The organism is Pseudomonas sp. NUPR-001, assembly GCF_052147955.1.
In the GTDB taxonomy this organism is placed as follows: Bacteria; Pseudomonadota; Gammaproteobacteria; order Pseudomonadales; family Pseudomonadaceae; genus Aquipseudomonas.
Window position 1 is genome coordinate 3904058 of the sequence record NZ_CP197353.1, and the last position, 25861, is coordinate 3929918.

Annotated in this window: 22 protein-coding genes; 14 read left to right on the forward strand and 8 right to left on the reverse strand. The window is 59.9% G+C overall.

Annotated features, from left to right (window positions below; genetic code table 11):
- Positions 1-8: 8 nt before the first annotated feature.
- A complete protein-coding gene (fnr, locus tag ACP6KB_RS17685) occupies positions 9-755 on the reverse strand; it encodes a fumarate/nitrate reduction transcriptional regulator Fnr (protein ID WP_442108595.1) in 747 nt (248 codons plus the stop codon).
- A 272-nt stretch (positions 756-1027) separates the two neighbouring features.
- Between fnr and trhP the strand changes: the two genes are divergently transcribed.
- Positions 1028-2347, forward strand: coding sequence for a prephenate-dependent tRNA uridine(34) hydroxylase TrhP (gene trhP / locus ACP6KB_RS17690; protein ID WP_442108597.1), 1320 nt, complete (start codon positions 1028-1030; stop codon positions 2345-2347).
- Positions 2348-2411: 64 nt separating this feature from the next.
- On the opposite strand, the gene pvdQ is transcribed toward trhP, so the two are convergent.
- Positions 2412-4706 carry a bifunctional acylase PvdQ gene (pvdQ, locus tag ACP6KB_RS17695; RefSeq protein WP_442108599.1) on the reverse strand — a complete coding sequence of 765 codons (2295 nt, stop codon included), beginning with the start codon at positions 4704-4706 and terminating at the stop codon, positions 2412-2414.
- A gap of 211 nt (positions 4707-4917) precedes the next feature.
- Between pvdQ and ACP6KB_RS17700 the strand changes: the two genes are divergently transcribed.
- Positions 4918-5304 (forward strand): fe2+ zn2+ uptake regulation protein, encoded by a 387-nt coding sequence (locus ACP6KB_RS17700; protein WP_442108601.1) that lies wholly within the window; start codon positions 4918-4920, stop codon positions 5302-5304.
- A 38-nt stretch (positions 5305-5342) separates the two neighbouring features.
- Here the strand turns inward: ACP6KB_RS17700 and ACP6KB_RS17705 are convergent, their stop codons facing one another.
- Complete coding sequence (locus ACP6KB_RS17705; RefSeq protein ID WP_442108603.1) at positions 5343-5531, reverse strand: hypothetical protein; 189 nt, start codon at positions 5529-5531, stop codon at positions 5343-5345.
- A gap of 158 nt (positions 5532-5689) precedes the next feature.
- On the opposite strand from ACP6KB_RS17705, the gene ACP6KB_RS17710 reads away from it, so the two are divergent.
- The 4 genes from ACP6KB_RS17710 (at position 5690) to ACP6KB_RS17725 (ending at position 8125) form a co-directional block, all read left to right on the forward strand.
- The gene (locus ACP6KB_RS17710; RefSeq protein ID WP_442108605.1) at positions 5690-6151 is read left to right on the forward strand and encodes a hypothetical protein; all 462 of its coding nucleotides are present in this window, start codon (positions 5690-5692) and stop codon (positions 6149-6151) included.
- A gap of 218 nt (positions 6152-6369) precedes the next feature.
- Positions 6370-6765 carry a Mor transcription activator family protein gene (locus ACP6KB_RS17715; RefSeq protein ID WP_442108607.1) on the forward strand — a complete coding sequence of 132 codons (396 nt, stop codon included), beginning with the start codon at positions 6370-6372 and terminating at the stop codon, positions 6763-6765.
- Positions 6766-6832: 67 nt separating this feature from the next.
- Entirely contained in the window at positions 6833-7471 is a 639-nt protein-coding gene (locus tag ACP6KB_RS17720) for a DUF2589 domain-containing protein (protein WP_442108609.1), read from the forward strand.
- 120 nt (positions 7472-7591) lie between these two features.
- Positions 7592-8125: a DUF2589 domain-containing protein gene (locus ACP6KB_RS17725; protein ID WP_442114329.1), complete on the forward strand. Its 534-nt coding sequence runs from the start codon at positions 7592-7594 to the stop codon at positions 8123-8125.
- 6 nt (positions 8126-8131) lie between these two features.
- Here ACP6KB_RS17725 and ACP6KB_RS17730 read toward each other — a convergent pair whose 3' ends face one another.
- From ACP6KB_RS17730 to ACP6KB_RS17740, 3 genes are read right to left on the reverse strand one after another with little or no spacing between them, the layout of a single operon-like run.
- Complete coding sequence (locus ACP6KB_RS17730; RefSeq protein WP_442114330.1) at positions 8132-11785, reverse strand: translocation/assembly module TamB domain-containing protein; 3654 nt, start codon at positions 11783-11785, stop codon at positions 8132-8134.
- Between the two features lie 17 nt (positions 11786-11802).
- Positions 11803-13545 carry an autotransporter assembly complex protein TamA gene (locus ACP6KB_RS17735; RefSeq protein WP_442108610.1) on the reverse strand — a complete coding sequence of 581 codons (1743 nt, stop codon included), beginning with the start codon at positions 13543-13545 and terminating at the stop codon, positions 11803-11805.
- A gap of 57 nt (positions 13546-13602) precedes the next feature.
- Complete coding sequence (locus ACP6KB_RS17740) at positions 13603-14262, reverse strand: GNAT family N-acetyltransferase (protein ID WP_442108612.1); 660 nt, start codon at positions 14260-14262, stop codon at positions 13603-13605.
- A 162-nt stretch (positions 14263-14424) separates the two neighbouring features.
- On the opposite strand from ACP6KB_RS17740, the gene xthA reads away from it, so the two are divergent.
- The 3 genes from xthA (at position 14425) to ACP6KB_RS17755 (ending at position 17883) form a co-directional block, all read left to right on the forward strand.
- On the forward strand, positions 14425-15237 hold the full coding sequence (gene xthA, locus ACP6KB_RS17745) for an exodeoxyribonuclease III (protein WP_442108614.1): 813 nt from the start codon (positions 14425-14427) through the stop codon (positions 15235-15237).
- A gap of 151 nt (positions 15238-15388) precedes the next feature.
- Entirely contained in the window at positions 15389-16711 is a 1323-nt protein-coding gene (locus ACP6KB_RS17750) for a substrate-binding domain-containing protein (protein ID WP_442108616.1), read from the forward strand.
- 164 nt (positions 16712-16875) lie between these two features.
- Complete coding sequence (locus ACP6KB_RS17755) at positions 16876-17883, forward strand: TerC family protein (RefSeq protein ID WP_442108618.1); 1008 nt, start codon at positions 16876-16878, stop codon at positions 17881-17883.
- 96 nt (positions 17884-17979) lie between these two features.
- On the opposite strand, the gene ACP6KB_RS17760 is transcribed toward ACP6KB_RS17755, so the two are convergent.
- Entirely contained in the window at positions 17980-19209 is a 1230-nt protein-coding gene (locus ACP6KB_RS17760; RefSeq protein ID WP_442108620.1) for an acyl-CoA dehydrogenase, read from the reverse strand.
- 138 nt (positions 19210-19347) lie between these two features.
- Here ACP6KB_RS17760 and ACP6KB_RS17765 point away from each other — a divergent pair, with 138 nt between their 5' ends.
- The 3 genes from ACP6KB_RS17765 to ACP6KB_RS17775 all read left to right on the forward strand — a co-directional run bounded on the left by ACP6KB_RS17765 (position 19348) and on the right by ACP6KB_RS17775 (position 21659).
- Positions 19348-20271, forward strand: a complete 924-nt coding sequence (locus tag ACP6KB_RS17765) for a LysR family transcriptional regulator (protein ID WP_442108622.1) — start codon at positions 19348-19350, stop codon at positions 20269-20271.
- Between the two features lie 68 nt (positions 20272-20339).
- The gene (locus ACP6KB_RS17770; RefSeq protein ID WP_442108624.1) at positions 20340-20741 is read left to right on the forward strand and encodes a MerR family transcriptional regulator; all 402 of its coding nucleotides are present in this window, start codon (positions 20340-20342) and stop codon (positions 20739-20741) included.
- A gap of 18 nt (positions 20742-20759) precedes the next feature.
- The gene (locus ACP6KB_RS17775) at positions 20760-21659 is read left to right on the forward strand and encodes a hydroxymethylglutaryl-CoA lyase (RefSeq protein ID WP_442108626.1); all 900 of its coding nucleotides are present in this window, start codon (positions 20760-20762) and stop codon (positions 21657-21659) included.
- 536 nt (positions 21660-22195) lie between these two features.
- On the opposite strand, the gene ACP6KB_RS17780 is transcribed toward ACP6KB_RS17775, so the two are convergent.
- Entirely contained in the window at positions 22196-22720 is a 525-nt protein-coding gene (locus ACP6KB_RS17780) for an MgtC/SapB family protein (RefSeq protein ID WP_442108628.1), read from the reverse strand.
- Between the two features lie 274 nt (positions 22721-22994).
- Here ACP6KB_RS17780 and ccoG point away from each other — a divergent pair, with 274 nt between their 5' ends.
- Both ccoG and mapR read left to right on the forward strand, forming a co-directional pair.
- Positions 22995-24407 carry a cytochrome c oxidase accessory protein CcoG gene (ccoG, locus tag ACP6KB_RS17785; RefSeq protein ID WP_442108630.1) on the forward strand — a complete coding sequence of 471 codons (1413 nt, stop codon included), beginning with the start codon at positions 22995-22997 and terminating at the stop codon, positions 24405-24407.
- A gap of 40 nt (positions 24408-24447) precedes the next feature.
- Positions 24448-25857: a GntR family transcriptional regulator MpaR gene (mapR, locus tag ACP6KB_RS17790; RefSeq protein WP_442114331.1), complete on the forward strand. Its 1410-nt coding sequence runs from the start codon at positions 24448-24450 to the stop codon at positions 25855-25857.
- The last annotated feature ends 4 nt before the right edge of the window (positions 25858-25861 follow it).

Genomic DNA, 25861 nt, shown 5'->3' on the forward strand with positions numbered 1-25861 from the left:
TGTGCTCCTCAATGCAGGCTGAGCCCACTATGGTCGGGGTTGCAGGCGCGGCTGCCAGGTATCAGGTCAACGATGCGAACCTCTTTGCCATCGACCTCAATCAACCCGTTTTGCTTGAGGCGAGTCAGCACCCGGGACACCGTTTCTGACGCCAGGCCCAGGTAGTTGCCGATCTCGTTTCGAGAAATACTTAAGTTCAACTGATTGGCCGAGTGGCCCAAGGTGTGAAAACGTGCCGAGAGGTTGACCAGTAACGCCACAACCCGCACATCAGCGGCCTTGGTCGACAGCAGGCGGGTCATTTGTTGGGTACTGCGGATCTCGCGGCTCATCGCCCGGATCAGGTGGCGCCGTACTTGCGGCAAGCGGATCAGCAGCTCGTCGAGTGGTCCGAAAGGCAGCTCGCAGACATGGCTGCTTTCCAGGGCCTGAACCGACACCGGGTAAGCGTCGGTGTCCATGCCGGACAAGCCGATCAGCTCACCCGGCAAATGAATTCCGATGATTTTTTCTTCCCCGTCGGCACTGAGGGCAACGGACTTCAATACCCCGGAGCGGATGGAATAAATAGAGTTGAAAGGTTCACCTTGGCGAAACAGGAAGTCGTCTTTTTTCAGTGTGCGACCGTGTTTGACCATGGCATCGAGTACGTCGATTTCTTCGTGGCCCACTGAACCGGGCAGGCAAACCTGCGCAAGGCTGCAGGTCCTGCATTGCGGCTGGCGGTGAGCGGGCAAGCTAACGTGCTGCGACATTCATCAGGTCCTTATGGAGTAACACCTGTGTGGCTGATCACAGTGCGATCATGCCCACGTTACGAACCCGACCAGTGTCCGATGAGCGGCTTTACAACACTCCTCAATAATCGTTATTTGATATCAAAGCACTGATTTTCTTTATAAAAATCAGAAAACGCAGCGTATTGGCGCAGTGCACGCTAACGGGCTGCGAATGCATAACGTTGATGCAGGTCAATCGCCCAGCCAGGAATAATCGTTAGCATCCGCGCCTTTTGCCGCGACCTAAAATGACTTCGCTCGCCAAACCTGAATTACTCGCCCCTGCCGGCACCCTGAAGAACATGCGCTACGCCTTTGCCTACGGCGCCGATGCCGTTTATGCCGGGCAACCGCGCTACAGCCTGCGCGTACGTAACAACGAGTTCGACCACGCCAACCTGGCCCTGGGCATCAAAGAAGCCCAGGCGCAGGGCAAACGCTTCTACGTGGTGGTGAACATTGCGCCACACAACGCCAAGCTGAAAACCTTCCTCAAAGACCTGGCGCCGGTCATCGAGATGGCGCCCGATGCGCTGATCATGTCTGACCCGGGGCTGATCATGCTGGTTCGCCAGCACTTCCCGCACATGCCCATTCACCTGTCGGTGCAGGCCAACACGGTGAACTGGGCCAGTGTCGAATTCTGGCGCAGCCAGGGGCTGACCCGGGTGATCCTGTCCCGTGAACTGTCGCTGGAAGAGATCGAGGAAATTCGCCAGCAAGTGCCGTCCATGGAACTGGAAGTGTTCGTGCATGGCGCGCTGTGCATGGCCTACTCCGGCCGCTGCCTGCTATCGGGTTACCTCAACCGCCGCGACGCCAACCAGGGCAGCTGCACCAATGCCTGCCGCTGGAAATACAGCGCCACGGCGGCGGTGGAAGATGCCAGCGGCGATATCGTGCGCGAAGTGCAGCCCACCCTGGGGGTCGGCGCGCCCACCGACCAGGTGTTCCTGTTGCAGGAAAGCAGCCGTCCAGACGAAGACATGCCCGCCTTCGAGGATGAACACGGCACCTACATCATGAATGCCAAAGACCTGCGGGCCGTCCAGCATGTAGAGCGCTTGACCCGCATGGGCGTGCACTCACTGAAGGTCGAAGGTCGGACCAAGTCGCACTTCTATTGCGCGCGCACCACCCAGGTTTACCGCCAGGCCATCGATGATGCCGTGGCTGGCCGCGAGTTCGACCGCAGCCTGATGCTCAACCTAGAGTCGTTGGCCCAACGCGGGTACACCGAAGGCTTCCTGCGTCGTCATGTGCATGATGAGTATCAAAACTATCAGCGCGGCAATTCAGTGTCCGAACGCCAGCAGTTCGTCGGTGAACTGACCGGCGAGCGCGTCGATGGCCTGGCCGAAGTGCGGGTCAAGAACCGCTTTGCCCTGGGTGATCATCTGGAGTTGATGACCCCGCGCGGCAACTATCACTTCGACCTGCACCAGTTGCGCGATCGCCAGGGGGCGGCCATTGAGGTGGCGCCGGGGGATGGGCATACGGTGTACCTGCCGATTCCTGAGCAGGTTGACCTGGCGTTTGGCTTGTTGTTGCGCGAGCTGGTGCACTGATCGCATCGCGGGGCAAGCCCGCTCCCACGGTAGGAGCGGGCTTGCCCCGCGAAGCGATTTACAATCAGGGCACACTATTTTCCTGAATCCGCTGCACCCGATACTGCGGATCCGCCTTGATCTGCGCCTCAGTGAACGGAATGGTATGCCACTGCTTAGCCGAGAAAGCCTTGGTCTGGTCGCTGGCATGCGCCGAATCGGCATCGCTGGACTCCGAAAAAGCCAACAGCCCTTTGGCTTGCGGCCCCTTGGCATCAAAGGTCACCAACTGCAAGTAACTGGTACCACTGACCACCAGGCGCTTTCCGGGTGCCGTCGGTACACTCTGGATCGCGTTATACACCCCCAAGCTGGCCGGCCCGCCATGGATCGGCGTGCCATCGGCAGCGTGCTGGACTTGCCCCCACTGCGCATCGGCAGCCAGCCCGGCCTGCTGCACTGCCGCCAATGAAGCCTGGGCCGCGTCATGCAAGGCTGCGCCGACTTCAGCCCGCTCGAATGCCAAGCCACGCGGGGTGTGCTGCGGGTCGTTCGGGTCGAAGGCGACCCGCCAGATATCCGGGCGTTCAAGCAGGTGTTCAAGCAGGTTCTGGAAATGCACCAGGCCGATGCCACTGTCCAGATCAGCGCGCAAATTCCAGGCCTTCAAACTGCTGCACACGGCGGTCACGGGTGAGTCTGCGGGTTGTTCAGCACACCACTGCGACACGTCCGGCATCAACAACTGCGCCAGATAAACCTGGTTATCCATGACCATTCGCTGCAGATCGGCCCCGGTCAGCTTGTCATCGCCACTCAAGCGTTGCAGGGCAAAGCGGCTGCGCGGCCCCAAGGGCTGGTCTTCAAGGCTGATCAACGGCGAATAGCCACGCAGAGGATGCGCGGGGTTGACCATCCAGGCCGAGTCGTTGGAGTGCTGAATAAAATCGCGCCGGCTCAGGCTTGGTTGCAACTGGGCAGGGAAGATACCGGCTTGCGCCGCACGTGAGTCAACCTTCCAGTTGCAGGCGCTGCGCGAGCCGTCGAGGACAATCAGTTCTTGCCCGGCCGCCGGATCGCTGCACTGCTTGAGCAAATCGGCATCCACAAACGGCACCACCGACTGGTTCAAGTACAAGGTTTGCCCCTTGGCGTCCACAGCCAGGGTGTTGACCCAGGGAATGCCTTGCAAACGCTGCACCGAACCCTGCAATGCCTGCAGGCTGTCTGCCTGGTTCATGCTGTACCACTGTTGCAGTACGCGGGTGTTGTCGAGGTTGGCATCACGCAAGCTGAACGCGTAATGGGCGTTCCAGTCCAGGCGCCCGGGCCATTGCACCACTGGGCCGAAGACTGAACTGTAGACATCGCGATTGACCGCTGTGAGCTTGCCATCCTCGCCTTTGACCATCACGGTCAGACGCTGCTGTTTCATGGCGTGCGACTTGCCGTCGAGCAGGTAGCGGGTCGGGGCCTTGGGATCAAGCTCAAGCCGATACAGGGTGAAGTGCTTGGAGGTATCCACCGTATGGGTCCAGGCCAGATGCCGGTTGAAACCGATATTGATCAACGGCAAGCCCGGCAGCGCCGCGCCCATGACATTCAGTTTGCCGGGAACCGTCAGTTGCATCTGGTAAAAACGCATGCCGCCAGCCCAGGGGAAATGCGGGTTCGCCAGCAGCATGCCCTGGCCCGTGGCTGAGCGTTCACTGCCAACGGCCACGGCATTGCTGCCACGCTCTAGGGCGAAGTTATTCTGCCGCGCTTGCGCCTTGCTCATGTCCAGCGCCAACGGTGCCACGGCATTGGGTGGCGTAGCGCTGGCCAGGGCTTCGGCAAACTGCCCCACCCCGCCCTCAACCAGCAGGCGCCGGGTCAACTTGACCAGATCCAGGGTAGTGATCGGCCGCAACCACTCAGCCTGCAGACACTGCGCCCCCTGACCTTGCGCCAAGCGTTCAGCCAGCGCGCGGTTGTAGCCCTTGGCATAGCCTTCGAGCAACGCACGCACCTGCGCCGGTTGCGCCTGCCAGAAGCCGAACACGGCAGTCGGCGTATTCAACCAGCTGAAAAACAGATCACTGGCCAGGTTCTCTCGTTGCTCGAACGTGAGCTGATCAGGCCCGAAGTAACGCGAACGTTCAGCATTGACGGTAACCACCTCGTTGGCCAACAGGCACAGGTTGTCCTGGGCATAGGCGTAGCCGATGCCATATCCCAGACCCTGTTCATCCTGGGCCAGGATGTGCGGCACACCAAAGCTGGTACGGCGGATTTCAGCACTGGCATCACCTGGGACAACCCGGGCCTGGGCAGCAACGCTCAGGCCGAGCAGCAGCCCGGCCAGGCAGAAACGGGTCAATGGACGGGGTTTGTTCACGAATACTCCTGCACCGTTCAGGGAACTGTTGATCCTGATTGAACGAAGCACAGGCGAAAAATTTACGGTAAATGCGGGCCCGATACGTCTTTACCTGAGTGGTTCGATAATTTTTTCGCCAGGTACTGCAGTTTTTCGACGCTCATTCGTCTTATAGGGTGTAGGGAACAATAATTCGGTAACAGGACTGACCACGAAAGGGAGTGTTCACATGTACAACCAGCAACAGCTTGCGATTGCCAATCGCCCGGAACGCAAAGCCCGGCAGGCGCTGAGCGTAAAAGCCGCGAACAGCGACAACGAACGCCCGGGCAATGAGCATATTCGTGAACTGCTCAGGTCATATGGGCTGCGTACCAGCCTGATCCGCCTGAAAGTCATCGATGCCTTGCACATGGCCGACCGCAGCGGGCGTAGCATCGGTGTACGCGGCGTACATAGCCAGCTTGAGCAGCTGGATATTCCACTGTCGTTTCTCAGTGTGCGCGAAGTGCTCAAGCGCCTGTGTGTCGAGGGCGTGATCAGCATGGGCAACGACAAGTGCTACAGCCTCAACCCCGAGGCCCGTAGCATTCTGGAACAAACCTACCCACGCTAAGCGCATGGCCGGCCAGGCTGCCGGCCGCGCAGATCAGCTCACATCTTCACTTTGCGCCGCATGATGCCATTGATCACCACGACCGCAATGGCCACCGCAATAGCGATGTACTGGAACACTTGCTCACTGATCGTCCCCTGCTTTTGCAGGTAAGACAGACCGAGCATGATCCCCAGCACCAGCAGGGAGATCAGAATGGAATATTTCAGGCGTTGACCTTGAGTCATGGATATTTCCTTGCAACATCGGGGTGAGGGCCGAAACGGCCCGTGCGCATCATACAACGTGACCTTGCCGCAAGCGGACAATTTCCTCCTTTTGCTACGACCTCGTGCTTGAAAACATGGCGTTCCGGGCTTTGCCCTCTGACGAACGGAAGATCGCCATGTTTCTGCGCCAACTGGCAACCGCCATCACCTTGCTGGTGAGCCTTCAGGCCCACGCGCTCTCCACCGCGGAGCTTTCTCCCGAACAACACCAGGCCTTGGGCAAGCAACTGGTCGAACAGGCCGGTGCGAGCCAATGGCAACAACTCTGGCATCGCTCCCGCCAGGCCGGACACCTGCAGAAGCAATCAACCGCCCCCTACTTTAGCCTGCCATCTGACGCGCTCATCAAAGCGGCAGCCCTGACCGTTTCAAACCCCGATCAAACCCAAGCGCTCAAGCAGACCCAGGTGCTATATCGGCGGGATTTTTCGCCACAGATTGTAGGCAAGCAGGCGCAGCATGACCTCAACGCCATCTGTATCTGGGTTGACTGGCGCACGCTGCCGAAACACGCCGCGCATCGACCCGGCCCCTATCTTGGCCAGATCAGCTTGCTGCTGGCACGTCCCTGCCAGTGAGCATGGTTTGCCCATGCATGAACACTTCTCACAGCTACCTGAAGCGCAGACTCAAGGGCTTACGCACTTATGGCCATGGATTTCCTATTTAAGCGAACCACGCTGCCTACAAACCATATACCCGATGCCCACCACCCCCGCCGCGCTTGCTGCCTGTTACCAGGGGCCCGAATGTTCAACCATGAAGGTGTCTAGCCACTCCCTACAAGGAAGTCACCATGGAACTGTGCGACCTCAAACGAATCGACACCCAGCAACTGCCCCATTCACTGCAAATGCTGATCGAATGCCTCGGCATTGAAAACGCCTACAACTTGACCCTCGCCTTCGGTGGCCGCCCCAAATATATCCCCAAACACCGGGAACGCACCGCACTGGCCCAAGTACTGCCAGAGGCGGCGCTGGACGCGTTGATCAAACGTTTCGCCGGTATGGCCCTGGAGATCCCCAAGGTCGACCATTTCCTGCGCCAACTACGTAATCAACAGATTCAACAAGAAAGTGCAGAAGGCCAGTCTCGCAGCATGCTGGCCAACAAGTACGGTTTGAGCTTGCGTCAAATCGGCAACATTCGCCGCCAGGAATCCTGCACGCACAGGAGCCTGAACCCTTGAACCGATAATCCCCTCGCCCAAAGAATGATTCGCACACTGATGTGCGCTCTATACAGGGAGTTTTCTCATGGCAACAATCGATAACAGTTTGATCGGCTCGGTGATGAATGCCCTGCCCCTGGACCGGATGATTTCCGGGCCGTTGCAAGCGATGATCCAGGCTCAGATTTCGGCGAGCAAGTCGTACGCCGACTTCCTGATGGGTGTCTGCGTTCAGGATGGAAAGGCTGTCGCCATTCAGTTCGACTACGACGAAACCATCACCGATGGGCAAGGCGTCTACAAGGGTACTGTTGCCAAAAAGATACAGATCCCGCTGCTCGCAGCGATTACCCACCCCAACATTGTGATGGAAGAAGGTACCGTCGAGTTTGAGCTGACCATCAGTCAGCAAGCCGAACGCATCTCCGAGACGGCCGGAGAAGCAAGTCTTGCCGCTTCATTGGGCTGGGAGGCGCTCAAGCTCGAAGTCAAAGGGCAAGTCAGTCACAAATCCACCCAAACGCGTAAAACCGATACTCGCGCACGCTATGCCTTCAACACCAAAGTTCGCCGTCAGGACCCACCAGAAGCCTTGATGCGCGTGATCGACCTCCTCATCGAGGCTTCGAGCAAACCAGTGGTCATGGCCGATACCACCGCGCAGAACCTCGACGCACTGCCCGAGTCGCCCTTGGCCATGCCGGACACAGAAGCTCAATCCTGATTCCTGCTTTTTTTACTGCCTTATTGCTGGCAAACAGGGCCTTTCTTTCCAGGAGAGGCCTTGAGCTAGAACCACCAGGAGTGTGCACACTTGGATGATCGTTCCTCGAAAACCGCCCCCATCACCGCTAGCGATTTGTGCGACATTACCCGCGGCCTGCAAGAGGCCGCTGCCGCCACCAACAATTTGATCGCCCAGCAATACATTCAGCTCTTCGACCAGTTTTTCGACTATGACGCCCAGCAGCTGGGCGCGCCGATGAAAGCCAAAATGGTTGAGGTGTCAATGGGCGAGCAGCACACCCTGAGGGTGCCGCTGATTGCGCTGGTGTCGCCCAGAGGCTTGGCGCTGGAGCGCATGCAGGTCGACCTCTCAGTACGCATCAACAACACTGAGACCGCTGAGGATAACAACAGCCTCAAGCGCGAGCGTTTCTATGTCACCGTAGGTGGCCAGAACAAGCGAAACGGCGATGGCCGTGATCCCGATGAGGTGCAGATCCGCATGCAGTTCCAAGCCTGCGAGCCACCTGAAGCGCTCAATCGCCTGATCGAGGAATACACCAACCTGATCAACCCGCGACCATTGCCTGATCAGCCGTCCCCTGCGGGCGACAGCAACGAACCAGTCGAAGCTGCCGCCGTCCACCGCTGAGGCGCCTCAAAAATCGCGCTTATAGAAAATATCCAGGGAGCTTGCCAGACCGCTGGCAGCTTCCAGATAGACTTTCTTGCTCAGTTTGTAGCGCAAGGCAACCGTGTTGACCGGCTCAAACACCCCCACGCCATAACGCAAGCTCAAGCGTTCTGTCAGATTACCGCTGGCCACTACACTCGTGCTGTTGCCGCTGCCTTGCGTATCGAGCTGGAAATCGTCGATGCCCAGGCTCGAAGCCAGGCTCCCGGTGACCCCGGCGCTGGTGGCAAGCCCCAGTCCGAGGGCTGCTTCGGCGAGCATGTTGTTGTCTTCACCCGTAGCCCCCAAAGGACGCCCCAGCACCAGATAGGACAACGCCTGCTCCTGGCTCATGGCCGGCTCGGAAAACACCTGGGTGGTCGGTTGCTCGGCGCTGCCACTGAGACGGATACCGGCAATCACGTCGTCCGTCTGGCGGATCGCTTCGATATCCAGATACGGCTGGTCGATCGGCCCGGCGAACAGCAGTCGCGCGCGCCGAATGGTCAGGCGCTGCCCGTACGCACGATAACGACCATCGGCCAGGCTCAGTTCACCACGGGTATCGAGGTTGTCGCCGATGTGCACATGGCCGAGCAAGTTGGCGGTCAATCCAAAACCACTGAACGACAGCTTGTCCTGACCGACCTCAACATCGATGTCCATGGCCACCGCCATCGGCGCTTTGCCCTCTTCGGTCTGATGGCCGATGATCACGGTGTCATCCGACACCTTGACCGTCGATGGCGGTAGTTCGCGCACGGTAATCTTGCCCTTGGGCACCCGAACCTTGCCGGTCACCGCCAGCTTGTCGTTCTGCACGCTGATTTTCAGGTCCGGCGCCACTTCCAGGTTTGCATAGGGCTCGACGGTCACCGGCAGGCGTTGTCCCTGCAGGTGCAGATCGACCGCCAGCGCCGGGCCCCAGCCAATCTGCCCGCGCAGACTACCCTGACCGGCGTCTCCGCTTTTCCAGGCGCCATTGATCTGCACCTGCTCGCCGGCAATCAGTGCCTGCAGGTTGAGGTCTTGCAGGCTGATGGGTAACTCTGCGCCGGAAACCTCACCGCCGCTCAGCTGCAAGTTGCCGGAGACCTGTGGTGACAACAAGGTGCCAGACAACTGCCCACTACCGTTCAATTGACCAGCCAGGCGCTCGACCATCGGCGCAAACGGGCGAGCGATGGCGATATCCAGCCCGCTCAGGCGGAAATCTCCACTGAGCGGCTTGTTACGGGCCACCGGGTCAAGCCGGGTGACCACCGCCAGCTCACCCAGGCCTGTGCCACGGAAATTCAGACGGGTATCAATTCGCCGCGGTGCCAGGGTGCTTTCCAGGCGCAGGGTCTGATAGGGAAAGTCCAGCCACTGGTCCTTTTCCCGCAGGCGCAGGGTGCCGCCACTGGCATCGACGACAATGCTGCCCTTGGGCCCACTGGCCGGTAGATCCAGGTTGATATCAGCGTTGAGCAGGCCCTGCCAGGCGAAATCCTTGGGTAGCCACTGCGCCAGGCTTTGCAGCGGGAATTGCTTGAGGTGATAGCGCAGGCGCGGCTCGGGGGCCAGGCGCTGGTCTTCACCGCACAGGCTGGCTTGCCCGGAGCGCCAGCAATGGGCGCCGAAGTCCAATTGCCCCGAGGCCAGACGCTGGAGTTTTGCCGGTGCCTGCAACCGCCAGTCCTGGCCGCCGGCCTGGATCTGACCGCTGGCCAGCTGCCCACGCCAATTGCCCTTGTCCAGTTGCCCATCCAGGCCCAGGTCGAGCTTGAGTTGCGGCCCATCCAGGGCCAACTGCAACTGCTGCTGACGGATATCGCCACGGCCTTTGGCCGTGAGTTCGCCCAGTAGCGTGTCGCCCAGACGAATACCGCTGGCTTGCAGATCGATGACTGCGCGCTGGGCATTGTCGAGGCGGGCCTCCAGTGCCAGGCGCTGTACATGGTTGTCGGCCTGGGCCAATCGCTGCCCCTGCAAGGTCAGGGTGCCTTGCGGTGCCTGTAACGTACCGCTGACGTCCAGCTTGCCGTTGAGCTGACCCTGTAGATGCGGCCAGAGCTGGCCCAGACGTGGCAGGTTGAGGTCCAGCTGTCCGGCCAGGCGCTGTTGCACGCTGCCACTGCCGTTGATGTGGTTGTCACCCAGGCGAATGTCCAGGGTGCCGAGGGTCCAGGCTTGCCCAGCTCCCTGGGCGACCGCCTTGAGCACCGCGGGTTGGCCACGCAGGCGGCCCTTGAGATCAAGGTTGGCCTCAAGGCTGAGTTCGTCGTTCTTTATCTGCCCCTTGCTACGTAGCGGGCCGGCCAGCGTACCCGGCAACTCGGCAAGCCAATACGCCGGGTTCAGCGCCGACAGTTCAAGGGCCGCGTCCCAGGCCAGCGTATCGGCAAATTGCACACTGACACTGCCGGCCAGCTTGCCTTGCCCAGCGTTGACCGCCAGTTGCGGCAAGGCGATCTGCTGCAGGTCACCCTTGAATGGGCTGCTCAGGCTGAAGGCACCGGCCGGACCATCGAGGTCGCCGTTGAATTCACCCTGATAGTTGCCATCGCGGTAGTGCACCTGGCCGTTGAAACGCCGCAACGTTACCTGAGGCGCCTGCTCAAGCGGGTACAAATGCTGCCAGGGAAAGTCCAGCCAATCGACCGTCGCGTCCGCATTCAGGCCTTGCTGCCAATCGGCATTGGCGGTGAGCTTGAGGCGCTGCTCGGGGCTGGCGCTCAGGTCCAGGGCGCTCAGTTGCGCGCCCTTGGCGTCAACCTTGCCCTGCAGGTTCAATGCGACCGGACCTTTTTCGGCAGGCAGGCTTGCCGAGCCGAGCAACTGGTAACCGCTTTGCAGGTTGCCCTTGGCACTGAGTTCAAGGTTATTCAATTGCAGCGTGTCGGGCAGGTCGGCTGCCGGTTTGAACGCCTGGGCACTGATCTGTAGCGTGGCGGGCAACTGCTCGGCCAAGGCTTGCAGCTCAGCACTGAGCCGAGCATTCAGATACCCACTGCTGTTGGCCGCGAGTTTCAAGGTGTTCTGTAGCTCGCCGTTCAGCGTTAACGCCAGCTGCCAGTCCTGGCCATCGACCTTGGGCAACTGCAACTGCCCCTGCAATTGCAGTGGCCAACCCCCTTCAGGCTGCAACAGGCCTTGCAGGCTCAAGTGCAGGTCATCGCGCTGCAATTGCAGACTGTCGATCTGCAAACCCGCGACCGTCCAATGGGCCGCCAGTTGCAACTGACTCAGTTGCTCATTGCCATCCAGGCGCAGGTGACCGATGCGTACCTCACCCAGCTCGATCGCCAACGGCAATTTCAGCGCAGGGAGTTGTATCGGCCCACTGTCGGGCGTGGGTTCACCGGGGGCGAAGGCAAGGTTGACCTGGTCGGCCTGCAGGCGCTCGATGCACAAGGTCATGCGCACCAGGCAAGAAGGTGACCAGCCAAACTGCGGTGCAACCAGTTCGACCCGATCAGCGCCCTGCTCCCACAGCACACGCTCGGCCTGCCACTGGCCGCCCAGGCGCCCCTGGAACTGTTCAACCTGCAGGCCCGGGACCAACCCCAAGGCCCAACGGCTGCCTGCCTGAGTCCCCAGCAACCATGCCAGAACGCACAACACGATCAGCAGCAGAGCCAGCACACTGAGGAGGATATTTCTGAAAACGCGACTCACAGTTCCGGCCCCATGGAGAAGTGCAGACGAAAGCCGCCGTCGTCATCCAGCGCATGGGCCAGATCCAGACGCAGTGGCCCGACTGGAGAGACCCAGCGCACGCCAATGCCGACACCGGTCTTGAGGCTGGGGAACTCCAGGTTATTGAATGAATTACCCTGGTCGACAAAGGTTGCTACCCGCCACTTCTCGACCACCTCGTACTGGTACTCAACGCTACCAGCCACCAGATAGCGGCCACCGATGCGGTCGCCGTCGGAATTTTCCGGCGACAGACTCTGGTAGTCGTAGCCGCGTACGCTCTGATCACCACCGGCAAAGAAGCGCAGTGACGGTGGAATCGAACTCTGGTAGTCATTGGTGGCGCTGCCGCCAACCTGCACGCGCCCAAGAAAACGATGCTTCTGAGCCAAGGTGGTCAGGCCCTTGAGCACCACATTGGCGTGCAACAGGTTAGTGTCTGACACCAGCCCTTCTTTGGCCGCCTGCACATCGAACTGCAGACGGTAACCGTTGTGCGGGTCGATGCGGTTGTCACTACGCAGGTAGGAGTAACTGACCCCTGGCATCAACAGGTTGCTCAAACCCGAATCATCACCCAGGCGATACTCCTCTCGCTGGTACTTGAGCGACAGCACACGTTGCCAGCCGCTGGGCAGCTTGCTGTGCCATTCCGGCCCGACGGTGAGCAGCTTACTCAAGGTATCAGTGCCGGCAATTTCTTCGTTCTGGTAGCCACCGGCAAAACGAAACTTGTCGGTCAGCGGTGGATCAAGCGGAATGTCATACCACACGCCAACGTTCTGACGCGGTGCCGACAGTTCGGTTTCCCAGCCGTAGCTATGGCCTTGCGGGTTGACCCAATGCCGCGTCCAGTTGGCCTTGCCGCGCGGCCCGACGTCGGTCGAAAAGCCCAGGCCCAGGCCCATGGTGCGTGGCTTGCGGGTTTGCAGCTGCACCGCTACGGGGATGGTTTGTGCCACGGCTGCGGTCGGTGCGGCATCGACGCGTACGCCTTCAAAGTAGCCGCTCGACTGCAGCGCATTGTTGAGTTCGGCAATCAGTTCGGAGTCATAGGGCGTGTCGGCCTTGAACGGGACCATGCGTTGCAGCAGGGTTTCATCGAATGGTGTATCGCCTGCGAAACTGACCTTGCCCAGGTAATAGCGCGGGCCACTGTCGTACACCAATTCAATGTCGGCAACGCCGGCCTGGGGATCAACCGCCAGGCGCTGGCGGACAAAACGCCCACTGAAAAAACCGTAGCGCGCCGCCTGATTCTGAATCAGGCGTTTGGCGTCGTCGTAGTGACCATGGTTGAGTACTTCGCCTGAGCGCAGTGCTTTGCTGTTAGGTATACGAAACGCTTTGAGCTCGCTGGCCGGCCCCTCGATGCGAATCGTCACGTCGCGCAGGTGCACGGGTTCGCCGGGGTCGATGGTGAGGATCAACTGCGGTGCTTTATCAGCCTTGGCCGGCGGTTTGACCTCGGTTTCAATCTGCGCCTGGTAGTAACCCAGCGCCTGAGCGGCCTTGCGCGCCTGCTCGACAGCACCACGGCTGAAGCGCAGCAGCGCCTCTTCATCGCGTTTACCAAGGCTGCCGATATAGCCCTCGACATTGGCCTTGAGTTCGTTGTTGGCAGGTTTGATTCGTACCACCAGCTCGCTCTGCGCATACGCGGCAACACTGGCAACCCATAGAATCAAACCGCAGGTGAATCGTCCTGAATACGTCATAGGCGCGGATGCTACCAGAGCCGGGCGTCATCATGGAGTCCGAGGCTCTCCCGCCTGTTATACAGACATGGCCGATGCACGTTGCGATGACTGGGGGTTGGGGTGAAAGAACACGTGCTCGCGAACAGGCCCTACCGCAATTTCTCCAATTTCCTGGTAACCCTGTCGCTGATAAAACGCCAGGTAGTGTTCGTTTCCGGTATCTAGCACGACACCTTGGGAATGCTCGTCTTCGGCACACCAGTCATGCACCGCTTGCAGCAATTGTTCACCAAAGTGCTGGCCTTGAAACTCTGGGTGGATCCCCAGCAGCGGTAACACATGCACCGCGTCATCCGGCAGGCAGGCCATCAAGGCGGCTTGATAATCGAGGTAGCGCCGGGTGCAGCGAAAACCGGTGGTCAGCACCATGCGCATGCGCCAGGCCCAACTTTCAGTAATGCCCAGACGACGCTGCGGCGGCGCGATCAGGGCGATGCCAACCAGCCGCTCTTCGATCAGCAGCCCCAACGCCGGCAGCTCCTGAAGAAAATGTTGATTGGTCAGCTCGCGTACCGTGGCACGGATGCGCTGGTCGTAACCTGGGCGCTGGGCTTCGAACAAAAAAGCGAAGGTCGGTTCATGCCGATAGGCGTGATACAACAACGAACGCGCCTCGCGGCCATAGCCACCATCGAGCAGACGGACCTGAGCCGGGACAGCCGTCGATTCGGTCATACTGACACACCTCCACAAATGGGCATTCATTGCCTTTGAGCTGAACCGCGCGCCAGCGTTCACCTCGAGGTCCACGTTAGCAGCCTATGCCCAGGCGCGCCACGCTGGCCGCGGCCTGCGATGTCGGCTAGGATTCCAGGTTTTACCAGGACTGTGTTTGCCATGAAGATCGTCTCGTTCAACATCAATGGCCTGCGCGCCCGGCCCCATCAGTTGGCGGCGTTGATCGACAAGCACCAGCCGGACGTGATTGGCTTGCAGGAAACCAAAGTCAGCGACGATCAGTTTCCGTTGGCAGAGGTTCAGGCACTGGGCTACCACGTGCACTTTCATGGCCAGAAAGGCCACTACGGCGTTGCCTTGCTGTCACGCCAGGCGCCGTTGAGCCTGCACAAAGGCTTTGCCTCCGATGAAGAAGACGCCCAGCGCCGTTTTATCTGGGGCACCTTTGCCGATGCAAACGGTACACCGATCACCATCATGAATGGTTACTTCCCGCAAGGTGAAAGCCGCGACCACCCGACCAAATTCCCGGCCAAGCAGCGCTTTTACAGTGACCTTCAAGCGTTGCTGGAAACTCAGTTCAACAATGACCAGCCGCTGATCGTCATGGGCGATGTCAATATTTCCCCTGAAGACAGTGACATCGGCATCGGTGCCGACAATGCCAAGCGCTGGCTCAAAACCGGCAAATGCAGTTTCTTGCCGGAAGAGCGTGAGTGGATGGCGCGCCTCAAGAGCTGGGGCCTGGTTGATAGTTTCCGCCACCTGCACCCGGAGGTTGCCGACCGCTTCAGCTGGTTCGACTACCGCAGCCGTGGGTTTGAAGATGAGCCCAAGCGTGGCCTGCGTATCGACTTGATCATGGCCTCGCAGGCGCTACTGCCGCGCATTAAAGACGCCGGGGTCGATTACGACCTGCGCGCCATGGAAAAACCTTCCGATCACGCGCCGATCTGGTTGGAACTGGCCTGATCTGCGACAGCGTATCGCGGGGCAAGCCCGCTCCTACAGATGTAACCTGTAGGAGCGGGCTTGCCCCGCGATTGCGATCCGGCTGTCATCTTACGGTCATCCAACCGTCTTAATCTGCGGCACATCCTTTGCCCGATGAGTGCCTGCCGGCATGTTCCGCCACCTCAGCTTAGTGTTTCTGTGTCTGCTGCCGTTCTTTGTCTGGGCCGCTACTGACACGCCTGTACAACTGCGTATTCAAGGTTCTAACACCATCGGTGCGGCGCTGGCGCCAGCCTTGGTCAAGGGCATGCTGGAGGCGCAAGGTGCCAGCGCGGTATCGATCATCACCACCGACACGGCCAATGAAGTCCAGGTCCGTGCTGTCGATGCCCAGGGCCAGCCAGTGCGCGTCGACATCGCCGCCCACGGCTCAAGTACCGGCTTCGCCGCCCTGAAGAACGGTCAGGCCGACCTGGCCGCTGCCTCGCGGCCGATCAAGGCCAGCGAGCTGAGCGACCTTCACGCCTTGGGCGATATGAACAGCGCAACTGCCGAACAAGTCATCGGCCTGGACGGTGTGGCGGTCATCGTTCATCCGGACAACCCGCTGCCGCAATTGAGTACCCAGCAACTGGCGCAGATTTTTGCGGGCCACATCACCCGTTGGGAAGCACTGGGCCTGGGTAGCGGGCCTATCCACCTGTACGCCCGCGATGACCGTTCAGGCACCTTTGAAACCTTCAAGGCGCTGGTGCTTGATGCGTTCGGCCAGACCCTGGCCGCTTCGGCTCGACGCTTCGAGTCTGGCGAGCAACTGGCCCAGCAAGTGCTGACCGACCGCCAGGCCATTGGCTTCAGCAGTCTGGCCTCGGTGCATGGTGCGAAGGTGCTGGCCATCGCCGACGGTGCTTCACGGCCCATGTTGCCGAGCCCGACATTGGTAGCCAGCGAAGACTATCCACTGGCACGGCGCCTGTACTTCTATCTGTCACCTACCCAGGCCACACCGTGGGCGCGGACGCTGGTGGAGTTCGCGCAAAGCCCCAAGGGCCAAGCCATAGTGACCGGCAGTGGCTTTGTCGGGCAGCAGGTTCACGCCGTCAAAGTACCCGCCACTGACGACATGCCGTTGCCCTACCGGGCGCTGGTGCGCGATGCCCAGCGCTTGTCGGTGAATTTCCGTTTCCAGGAAGGTCAGGCCAGCCTCGACAGCAAGGCACTGCGCGACGTGCAACGGGTGGTCGACTTCCTGCGCCAGCACAACAAGCTGGAGCGAGGTGCAGTACTGGTCGGATTTGGTGATGCCAAACAGGACACCGAGCGCGCTGCCCTGCTCTCACGCCTGCGCGCCATGGCGGTGCGTCGGGAACTGGCCAGGCAAGGGGTGACGCTGCGCGAGGTCATTGGTTTGGGTGACGAGTTGCCGGTGGCGGCCAACACGGCCGAAGAAGGCCGGATTCGTAATCGCCGCGTTGAGGTCTGGGTGTACTGAGGACTGCTGCAGCCTTGCGCAATCATTTGTAACAGGCCCGACTGGGCGTGCGCGCCTCCCGCGACTAGGCTTGAAGAAGTGACGCCGGGCCCCTCTGACGGCTGCCAAGCCGCCATGTCGGAGTCACTGTTGCTTATGCAACGTCGACAATCAAGGAGGGGCGCATGGCGACTCTACAGGCATTTCTCAACAACGACATTCTCGGTACCAGCGCGTGGTTCTGGCTGGCCTTCATTGCTATTGTCCTGACCTTGCTGGTGCTGGACCTGGGCGTGTTGCACCGCAAGGCCCACGAAATCGAAATGCGCGAAAGCCTGCTGCTGTACAGCGGCTATTTCAGCGTTGGCATGCTGTTCGGCGGCTGGGTCTGGCTGGAGCTGGGCGCACAAAAAGCCCTGGAGTTCTACACCGGTTTTCTGGTCGAGCAGTCATTGTCGATGGACAACGTCTTCGTCATGGCGATGATCTTCAGTTACTTCTCCATCCCCCGCCTCTATCAGCATCGTGTGCTGTTCTGGGGCATCCTCGGGGTGGTGGTACTGCGAGCGATCATGATTGGCGTGGGCAGCGCGCTGGTCCAGGAGTTTGCCTGGATCCTCTATGTGTTTGGTGCGTTCCTGCTGATCACCGGGGTGAAGATGCTGTTTTCCCGTGAGGAAACGCACCCGGACCTGGGTAACAACCCGGTACTCAAATTTGTACGCCGCCATGTGCGCGTGACCGATGACCTGCATGGCCCGCATTTCTTCGTGCGCCTAAAGATGGCCGGGCAACATAAAGCCGTGCTGTATGCCACACCGCTGTTCCTGGCGCTGGTACTGATCGAGCTGGCCGACCTGGTGTTCGCTGTAGACAGCGTGCCAGCCATTTTCGCCATCACCCAGGACCCGTTCATCGTCTACACCTCGAACATTTTCGCGATCCTTGGTTTACGCGCCCTGTACTTCGCCCTGGCTGCGCTGATGCACCGCTTTGTCTATCTCAAATACGCCCTGGCCCTGGTGCTGATTTTTATCGGTGGCAAGATTTTCTACCACGGCCTGATTGGTGCGGTTCCGGCCTTGCTGTCGCTGAGCGTGACGGTCAGCCTGCTCACGGGCGGTGTGTTGCTGTCACTGTTCAAGACCCGCGAGCAACCGCCCCACCCGGCCAACTCCAGTCAGCCTAAATGAACCACGGGTGGGACTACTGTGGGAGCGGGCTTGCCCCGCGAAGCGATCTTACAGATGAATCGCTATCGCGGGGCAAGCCCGCTCCTACCAGAAGAGTCAGTGCCCGCTGCGCAGCATTTCTTTCGGCACGTACTTGCCGATCTCATATTTGCCGATCGCCGCCCGGTGTACTTCATCCGGGCCATCGGCCAGGCGCAAGGTGCGTTGCATGGCATACATGTAGGCCAACGGGAAATCACCACTGACGCCAGCGCCGCCATGGATCTGAATGGCCCGGTCGATCACCTTCAAGGCCACATTCGGCGCCACCACCTTGATCTGGGCGATTTCGCTACGCGCCACTTTGTTGCCGACGGTGTCCATCATGTAGGCGGCCTTGAGCGTCAGCAGCCGGGCCATGTCGATTTCCATGCGCGAATCGGCAATCTTGTCGACGTTGCCACCCAGGCGCGCCAATGGCCGACCAAAGGCGGTGCGCTCTACCGAGCGTTTGCACATCAGTTCCAGTGCCCGCTCAGCCATGCCGATCGAACGCATGCAGTGGTGGATACGCCCCGGGCCCAAGCGCCCCTGCGCGATCTCGAAGCCACGGCCCTCACCCAGCAACACATTCTCGTAAGGCACCCGCACGTTTTCGAACACAACTTCGGCGTGGCCATGCGGCGCATCGTCGTAACCGAATACCGGCAGCGGCCGAACGATTTTCACCCCGGGAGTATCAGTGGGCACCAGGATCATAGAGTGCTGCTGGTGACGCGGACCGTCCGGGTTGCTCAAGCCCATGAAGATCATGATCTTGCAACGTGGGTCGCAAGCGCCGGAGGTCCACCACTTGCGGCCGTTGATTACCCACTGGTCACCCTCACGCACAGCACGGGCGGCCATATTGGTGGCATCGGAAGAGGCCACGTCCGGCTCGGTCATGGCAAAGGCGGAGCGAATCTCACCCCGCAGCAACGGCTCCAGCCACTGGCGCTTGTGCGCTTCACTGCCATAACGCACCAGCACTTCCATATTGCCGGTGTCGGGCGCCGAGCAGTTGAATGGCTCAGGGCCGAGCAGCGAACGGCCCATGATTTCCGCCAGCGGCGCATATTCCAGGTTGCTCAGGCCTGCCCCCAGCTCTGACTCGGGCAAAAACAGGTTCCACAAGCCTTCGGCTTTGGCCTTGCACTTGAGCTCTTCCATGATTGCCGTCGGCTGCCAGCGGTCACCTTCGGCAACCTGGCGCTCGAACACCGCTTCAGCGGGATAGACATAGGCATCCATGAACGCCGTGACACGTTCGCGCAACGCCTGGACCTTGGGTGAATAGGCGAAATCCATGGGCAGTACCTTCAAAGGAAAGGGGATCTGATGAGGAGCCTAGATCAGCCAGCAAAATCCACCTAGTCTATTCTCGGCGTGTATAAACATTCATAACCAATATATGATTCACCGATAACACCAACAAGAGCAGCGCCCATGAACCTGAGCAAGGTCGATCTGAATCTGTTCATCGTCTTCGATGCCATCTACACCGAAGCCAACCTGACCCGCGCCGGGCAGATCGTCGGCATTACCCAGCCCGCAGTGTCCAATGCCCTGGCGCGCCTGCGCGAGACCTTCAACGACCCATTGTTCGTGCGTACCGCTCAAGGCATGGTGCCCACCCCCATGGCACAGAACATCATCGGCCCGGTGCGCAACGCCCTGTCGTTGTTGCGCGTGTCAGTTCAGGAAAGCCGTATCTTCAACCCGCTGCAAGCCAACAAAACCTTTCGCATCAGCATGACCGACCTCACCGAAGCGGTGATTCTGCCACCGTTGTTTCAGCGTCTGCGGCGCCTGGCTCCGGCGGTGGTGATCGAGAGTTTTCTGTGCAAGCGTCGTGAAACCACCAAAGAACTGGCGGCCGGGCGTCTGGACTTTGCCGTGGATGCGCCGCTCAATACCGACCCGCAAGTGCGCCACGTCAAGCTGATGCACGATCAATACGTCTGCGCGATGCGCCAGGGCCACCCGCTGGCCAAAGACAAGCTCAGCCTGGACGATTACCTGGGGCTGACCCACATTCACATTTCCAGCCGCCGCAATGGCCTGGGTTATGTCGACCTGGCGCTGGGCAAGATGGGGGTGCAACGCAAAATCGCCCTGCGCTCGCAGCATTACCTGATGGCATCCCAGGTGTTGCAGCAAACCGACATGGTCATGACCGTGCCGGAACGCTTCGCCCGCCGCCATCAACTCAACTACCTGAGCCTGCCGGTCAACGATGTGCCGCCGCTGGAAACCCATCTGTACTGGCATGAAAGTACCGACCAGGACCCGGCCAACCGCTGGATGCGCGAGCAGATCATTGAGCTGTGCCAAGCCGTGGTCGCCCAGGATGAGCGGGCACGGGCATAAATCGCGGCACTTGACGTATACGTCAACCTGCCTTTAGGTTAGCTCATGCCCATTTCCCGAGCCTGACCATGAGCAGCCAGACCTACAGCATTTCCGACCTGTCGCGCGAGCTGGATATCACCACTCGCGCCATCCGATTCTACGAAGAACAGGGCTTGCTGAGCCCTGAACGCCGCGGCCTTGAGCGCATCTATTCAGCGCGCGACAAGGTCAGCCTGAAGCTGATTCTGCGGGGCAAGCGTATCGGCTTCTCGCTGGCCGAGTGCCGCGAGCTGATCGAACTCTACGACCCGACCAGCGGCAACCAGAAACAGCTGCACAGCATGCTGGCAAAAATCACCGAGCGACGTGCCCAACTCGAACAACAGTTGCTGGATATCCAGCAGATGCAACTGGAGCTGGACACCGCCCAGGAGCGCTGCGAACAAGCGCTGGCCACCACCTTGAACAATCAGAAAAACAATCATTGAGCCTTGAGGAACCGCGCCATGTCATTGCCTGAAACAGTCCGTCTGGTCGAAGTCGGCCCGCGTGACGGCCTGCAGAACGAAGCCCAGCCCATCAGCGTGGCAGACAAGGTCCAGTTGGTGGATGACCTCAGCGCAGCAGGCCTGTCTTATATAGAGGTGGGCAGCTTCGTTTCGCCCAAGTGGGTGCCACAAATGGCTGGTTCTGCCGAGGTGTTTGCCAACATCACGAAAAAGCCGGGAGTGACCTATGCCGCCCTGGCGCCGAACCTGCGCGGTTTTGAAGATGCCCTGGCCGCAGGCGTAAAGGAAGTGGCGGTGTTCGCCGCAGCCTCTGAGGCCTTCTCCCAGCGCAATATCAACTGCTCGATCAGCGAGAGCCTGGAGCGTTTCGTGCCGATCATGGAGGCCGCCCGTGCCAATGGCGTGCGGGTGCGTGGTTACGTCTCCTGTGTGCTCGGTTGCCCGTATGAAGGTGTGGTCAGCGCAGAGGAAGTCGCGCCGGTAGCCCGTGAGCTGTACGACATGGGCTGCTACGAAGTCTCGCTGGGCGACACCATCGGTACCGGCACCCCCGGTGCTACCCGCAGAATGTTCGAGGTGGTATCAGCCCATGTGCCGCGCGCTCAGTTGGCCGGGCACTTCCACGACACCTATGGCCAGGCCCTGGCCAACGTCTATGCCAGTCTGCTCGAAGGGATCAATGTCTTCGACAGCTCGGTCGCAGGCCTTGGCGGCTGCCCCTATGCCAAAGGCGCCAGCGGTAATGTCGCCAGCGAAGACGTGCTGTACATGCTGCAAGGCCTGGGTATCAACACCGGTATCGATCTTGAGCTGTTGATTCACGCGGGCCAACGCATCAGCAGTGTATTGGGCCGGGCCAACGGTTCGCGTGTGTCGCGCGCCCGTAACGCGGCCTGATCGGCGTGGCGGTAACAGCAGGCCGGGCGCCTGAGTGTTACCGCCCCCACGTTTTGCAGAAAAAAACCGGGTAACACGGAAACAAATCGACAGATTCTCCCGCCCTCTCTTCCTGCCAAAAAACCTAAACCATTGATTTTATTGGGCTTTAAAAAGTTGGCACGGCATCTGCTATATCTTTGGTACAAGAACAATAAAAAGTGCGACACACCAATAAAAACAATACGTACCGACTCTGACATAACAAGAACAACACGGCAGAGACGCAGCTAACAGATTTTTTTGGAGAAGATGTGCTTTTCCGGGGTTCGCCCCCGCAACCTGACACAAAACAATAAAACTACCCCAAGGTAGCGAAGTCACGGTTGGATCAGCAATGATGAAAGTAGATCAGCGCTCAAAAAAATACGTTTGCTCTTGATCCCGGATGGGGATCGCCAGTGACAAGAGGCAACGGTCGCCAAAAACAACAATAGGCCGCCCTCCAATAACAAAAAAGAGCACGCAACAATCTTTGAGGGGAGCTTCGGCTCCCCTCAGTGCTTCCTGCCCTCCTCGTTTTTGTCCTCATCGTCCTTTTCGAACCTGTCCACCACCCACGGCATTACCCCCAGCACCAACAGTGCCAGCAGGGTGCTGATGACTGCCGTCGCCTCGCGCCCCATCCCCGCAGCAACACCAATGGCCGCCGTCATCCACATCCCCGCCGCCGTCGTCAGGCCTTTGACATGGTCGAGTTGCTGATGGTGACCTTTGAGAATGGTACCGGCGCCGAGAAAGCCGATCCCTGCCACCACGCCCTGCACCACCCGGCTCAACGCTGCATCGTCAACACCGGCCATGCGCGGTACCAGCACAAACAGTGCAGCGCCCATGGCCACCAGCATGTGCGTGCGCACCCCGGCGGCCTTGCCCTTGAGTTCACGCTCAAAGCCCAGAATGCCACCGAGCAGCGCAGCCATCAGCATGCGCACCGTCACCTGGGTCAGTTGCTTGGCATCATTGATGTCGGCGAACTCAGCCACCAGGGTCAACCAGGCTTGATGCCACCACGCGTCCATCGCCGTGCTCCACGAAAGGCCTATTACTCGATGGACCTTGGCGCCCGGCACAAGTGCAGCAGCAGCCGATCACAGGTCGATACGCTGACTGTAGCGGGTGCGGTGGAAGGTCGCAGGCCGGGCAAAATAGTCGGGCAAGGCTCGGTAATCTGCGGCCTGCAGTGGTCTGACCAACCATCTGATATGGTTTTTATCGAAATACCTGAACCTGTTATGCAAACAGATTGGGGGCCATAGTGCTCTGGCCTGATCGAGGCCTGATGAGCGACGAACCATGAGCGAAAGAATTCCCGTCCAGATCGTTGAAGTTGCCGAGCCTTCCACCAAGAAGAAGAAGGCCGCCAGCAGCGACAAACACATCTACACCCGCAGCTTTACCGGCTTGTTTCGAAACCTGCGCCTGGGTGGTGCAGGCTTTTTGTTTTTGCTGTTTTTCGGCACCGTCTGGTTGAACTGGGACGGCCGCCAGGCCGTGCTCTGGGACCTGGCCGACAGTAAATTTCACATCTTTGGCGCAACGTTCTGGCCACAGGACTTCATTCTGCTGTCAGCCCTGCTGATCATCTGCGCCTTCGGCCTGTTCGCCATCACCGTATTTGCCGGGCGGGTGTGGTGCGGTTACACCTGCCCGCAAAGTTCCTGGACTTGGATCTTCATGTGGTGCGAGAAAGTCACCGAGGGTGATCGCAACCAGCGGATCAAACTGGCTGCAGCGCCCTGGAGCCTGAACAAGCTGGCCCGGCGCTCTGCCAAGCACACCCTGTGGCTGGCCATCAGCCTGCTCACAGGCCTGACCTTTGTCGGCTATTTCACCCCGATCCGGCCGCTGGCCGAAGAGCTCTTCACCTTGCAGGTGGGTGGCCTGAGCCTGTTCTGGATTCTGTTCTTCACCGGCGCCACCTACATGAACGCCGGTTGGCTGCGCGAAGCGGTGTGCATGCACATGTGCCCTTACGCCCGCTTCCAGAGCGTGATGTTCGACAAGGACACCCTGGCCATCAGCTACGACCCGGCCCGTGGCGAGTCCCGCGGCCCGCGCAAGAAAGACAGCGACTACAAGGCCAACGGCCTGGGCGACTGCATCGACTGCCAGATGTGCGTGCAGGTGTGCCCGACCGGTATCGACATTCGCGACGGCCTGCAGATGGAATGCATTGGTTGCGCTGCCTGTATCGATGCCTGCGATTCGATCATGGACAAAATGGGCTATGCCCGTGGCCTGATCGGCTACAAGTCCGAGCACAACCTGCAAGGCGGCAAGACCAACTGGCTGCGCCCACGTCTGCTCGGTTACGTCACCGTACTGGTGGTGATGATCGGCGCTCTGGTGATTGCCTTGCAGCAACGGCCGATGGTGTCGATGGATGTGATCAAAGACCGCGGCCTGTTCCGCGAAAACAACCTGGGTCAGATCGAAAACATCTACACCCTCAAGGTCATCAACAAGACCCAACAAGCGCAGCACTATCGCTTGCGCCTGGTAGACGCCGAAGGCTTCGAACTGCACGGCAAGACCGAGTTCACCCTGGCCGCCTCTGAGATGAGCGAGATTCCGGTTTCGGTAGCGATGCTGGCCGAACGGCCACAAAGCAGCTCCCAGGAAATCAGCTTCGAGATCGTCGACAGCGACCAGCCGGGTATTTCCAGCGTTGCGCACAGCCGTTTTGTCGCACCTTTGAACCGCTGATCACATACACTTTGCAGCAGTCGAAACGTCCCGAGCCATGATGAAACGCTACGAAAAATTTGCCGACGACATTGCCGAACTGATTCGCTCCGGGGTGCTGAGCCCCGGCCAGCGCGTACCGTCGGTGCGCTACGCCAGCCAGACCCACGGGGTCAGCCCCTCCACGGTGTTCCAGGCCTATTACCTGCTGGAACGCCGCGGGCTGATCCGCGCACGGCCGCGCTCGGGTTACTTCGTCAACGCCCATGCGCCACGGCAGTTCAGCGAACCGCAGATTGTCGAGCAAGCGAGTGAGTCTACCGAAGTCGATGTCAGCGAACTGGTGTTCTCGATTCTTGATTCGATCAAGGACCCGCAGACCGTAGCGTTCGGCTCGGCCTTCCCCAGCCCCCACCTGTTCCCCTTGCCGCGACTGGCGCGCTCGATGGCCAGCGCCAGCCGTGAAATGGACCCACGCATGGTGGTCACCGACCTGTCGCCGGGCAACCCGCACCTGCGTCGGCAAATTGCCCTGCGCTACATGGTCGGCGGGTTGATGCTGCCGATGGAGGAGCTGCTGATCACCAATGGCGCGCTGGAGGCATTGAACCTGTGCCTGCAGGCGGTGACCGAACCGGGTGACCTGGTAGCAATCGAGGCACCGGCGTTCTACGCCTGCCTGCAGGTGCTCGAACGCCTCAAGCTCAAGGCCGTGGAAATTCCCGTTCACCCACGCGAAGGCATCGATCTTGGCGTGCTGGCCCAAACCCTGGCCAAGCACCCGGTCAAAGCCGTGTGGTGCATGACCAACTTCCAGAACCCAGTGGGCGCGAGCATGCCGGAGGAGAAAAAGCAGCAACTGGTTGAACTGCTGCGTAAACACCAGGTGCCGCTGATTGAAGACGACGTGTACGCCGAGCTGTATTACGCCCAGCAAGCACCAAAGCCGGCCAAAGCCTTCGATACCGATGGCCTGGTAATGCACTGCGGCTCGTTTTCCAAAAGCCTGGCACCGGGCTACCGGGTGGGCTGGGTAGCCGCCGGGCGCTATGCGCAGAAAATCGAACGGCTGAAGTTGATGACTTCGTTGTGCGCCTCGATGCCGGCCCAGGCGGCCATCGCCGATTACCTGCAACATGGCGGCTACGATCGCCACCTGCGCAAGCTGCGCTATGCCCTGGAAGAGCAGCAGAGCGCCATGCTCGCTGCCATTGCCCGACACTTCCCGGCGCAGACCCGGGTCAGCCACCCGTCAGGAGGCTACTTCCTGTGGCTGGAACTGCCGGAGCAAATGGACTCGCTCAAGCTGTTCCAGATGGCGCTGGCGCAGGGTATCAGCATTGCCCCCGGGCCGATCTTTTCGCCGACCCAGCGCTTTCGCAATTGCATTCGCCTGAACTACGGCAGCCCCTGGACCGAGCAATCGGAAAAGGCCATGGAAACCCTGGGCAGGATCGTCCGCTCGTTCTGAGCAG

What these genes read in the sequence shown, in the direction of transcription:
- ACP6KB_RS17780 (WP_442108628.1), bottom strand. Translation starts at nt 22,720, where the DNA reads ATGGACGCGTGGTGGCATCAAGCCTGGTTGACCCTGGTGGCTGAGTTC.
- ACP6KB_RS17715 (WP_442108607.1), top strand. Translation starts at nt 6,370, where the DNA reads ATGGAACTGTGCGACCTCAAACGAATCGACACCCAGCAACTGCCCCAT.
- ACP6KB_RS17740 (WP_442108612.1), bottom strand. Translation starts at nt 14,262, where the DNA reads ATGACCGAATCGACGGCTGTCCCGGCTCAGGTCCGTCTGCTCGATGGT.
- ACP6KB_RS17700 (WP_442108601.1), top strand. Translation starts at nt 4,918, where the DNA reads ATGTACAACCAGCAACAGCTTGCGATTGCCAATCGCCCGGAACGCAAA.
- trhP (WP_442108597.1), top strand. Translation starts at nt 1,028, where the DNA reads ATGACTTCGCTCGCCAAACCTGAATTACTCGCCCCTGCCGGCACCCTG.
- ACP6KB_RS17775 (WP_442108626.1), top strand. Translation starts at nt 20,760, where the DNA reads ATGTCATTGCCTGAAACAGTCCGTCTGGTCGAAGTCGGCCCGCGTGAC.
- ACP6KB_RS17735 (WP_442108610.1), bottom strand. Translation starts at nt 13,545, where the DNA reads ATGACGTATTCAGGACGATTCACCTGCGGTTTGATTCTATGGGTTGCC.
- ACP6KB_RS17760 (WP_442108620.1), bottom strand. Translation starts at nt 19,209, where the DNA reads ATGGATTTCGCCTATTCACCCAAGGTCCAGGCGTTGCGCGAACGTGTC.
- ACP6KB_RS17755 (WP_442108618.1), top strand. Translation starts at nt 16,876, where the DNA reads ATGGCGACTCTACAGGCATTTCTCAACAACGACATTCTCGGTACCAGC.
- ccoG (WP_442108630.1), top strand. Translation starts at nt 22,995, where the DNA reads ATGAGCGAAAGAATTCCCGTCCAGATCGTTGAAGTTGCCGAGCCTTCC.
- xthA (WP_442108614.1), top strand. Translation starts at nt 14,425, where the DNA reads ATGAAGATCGTCTCGTTCAACATCAATGGCCTGCGCGCCCGGCCCCAT.
- fnr (WP_442108595.1), bottom strand. Translation starts at nt 755, where the DNA reads ATGTCGCAGCACGTTAGCTTGCCCGCTCACCGCCAGCCGCAATGCAGG.
- ACP6KB_RS17765 (WP_442108622.1), top strand. Translation starts at nt 19,348, where the DNA reads ATGAACCTGAGCAAGGTCGATCTGAATCTGTTCATCGTCTTCGATGCC.
- ACP6KB_RS17720 (WP_442108609.1), top strand. Translation starts at nt 6,833, where the DNA reads ATGGCAACAATCGATAACAGTTTGATCGGCTCGGTGATGAATGCCCTG.
- mapR (WP_442114331.1), top strand. Translation starts at nt 24,448, where the DNA reads ATGAAACGCTACGAAAAATTTGCCGACGACATTGCCGAACTGATTCGC.
- ACP6KB_RS17750 (WP_442108616.1), top strand. Translation starts at nt 15,389, where the DNA reads ATGTTCCGCCACCTCAGCTTAGTGTTTCTGTGTCTGCTGCCGTTCTTT.
- ACP6KB_RS17705 (WP_442108603.1), bottom strand. Translation starts at nt 5,531, where the DNA reads ATGACTCAAGGTCAACGCCTGAAATATTCCATTCTGATCTCCCTGCTG.
- ACP6KB_RS17710 (WP_442108605.1), top strand. Translation starts at nt 5,690, where the DNA reads ATGTTTCTGCGCCAACTGGCAACCGCCATCACCTTGCTGGTGAGCCTT.
- ACP6KB_RS17770 (WP_442108624.1), top strand. Translation starts at nt 20,340, where the DNA reads ATGAGCAGCCAGACCTACAGCATTTCCGACCTGTCGCGCGAGCTGGAT.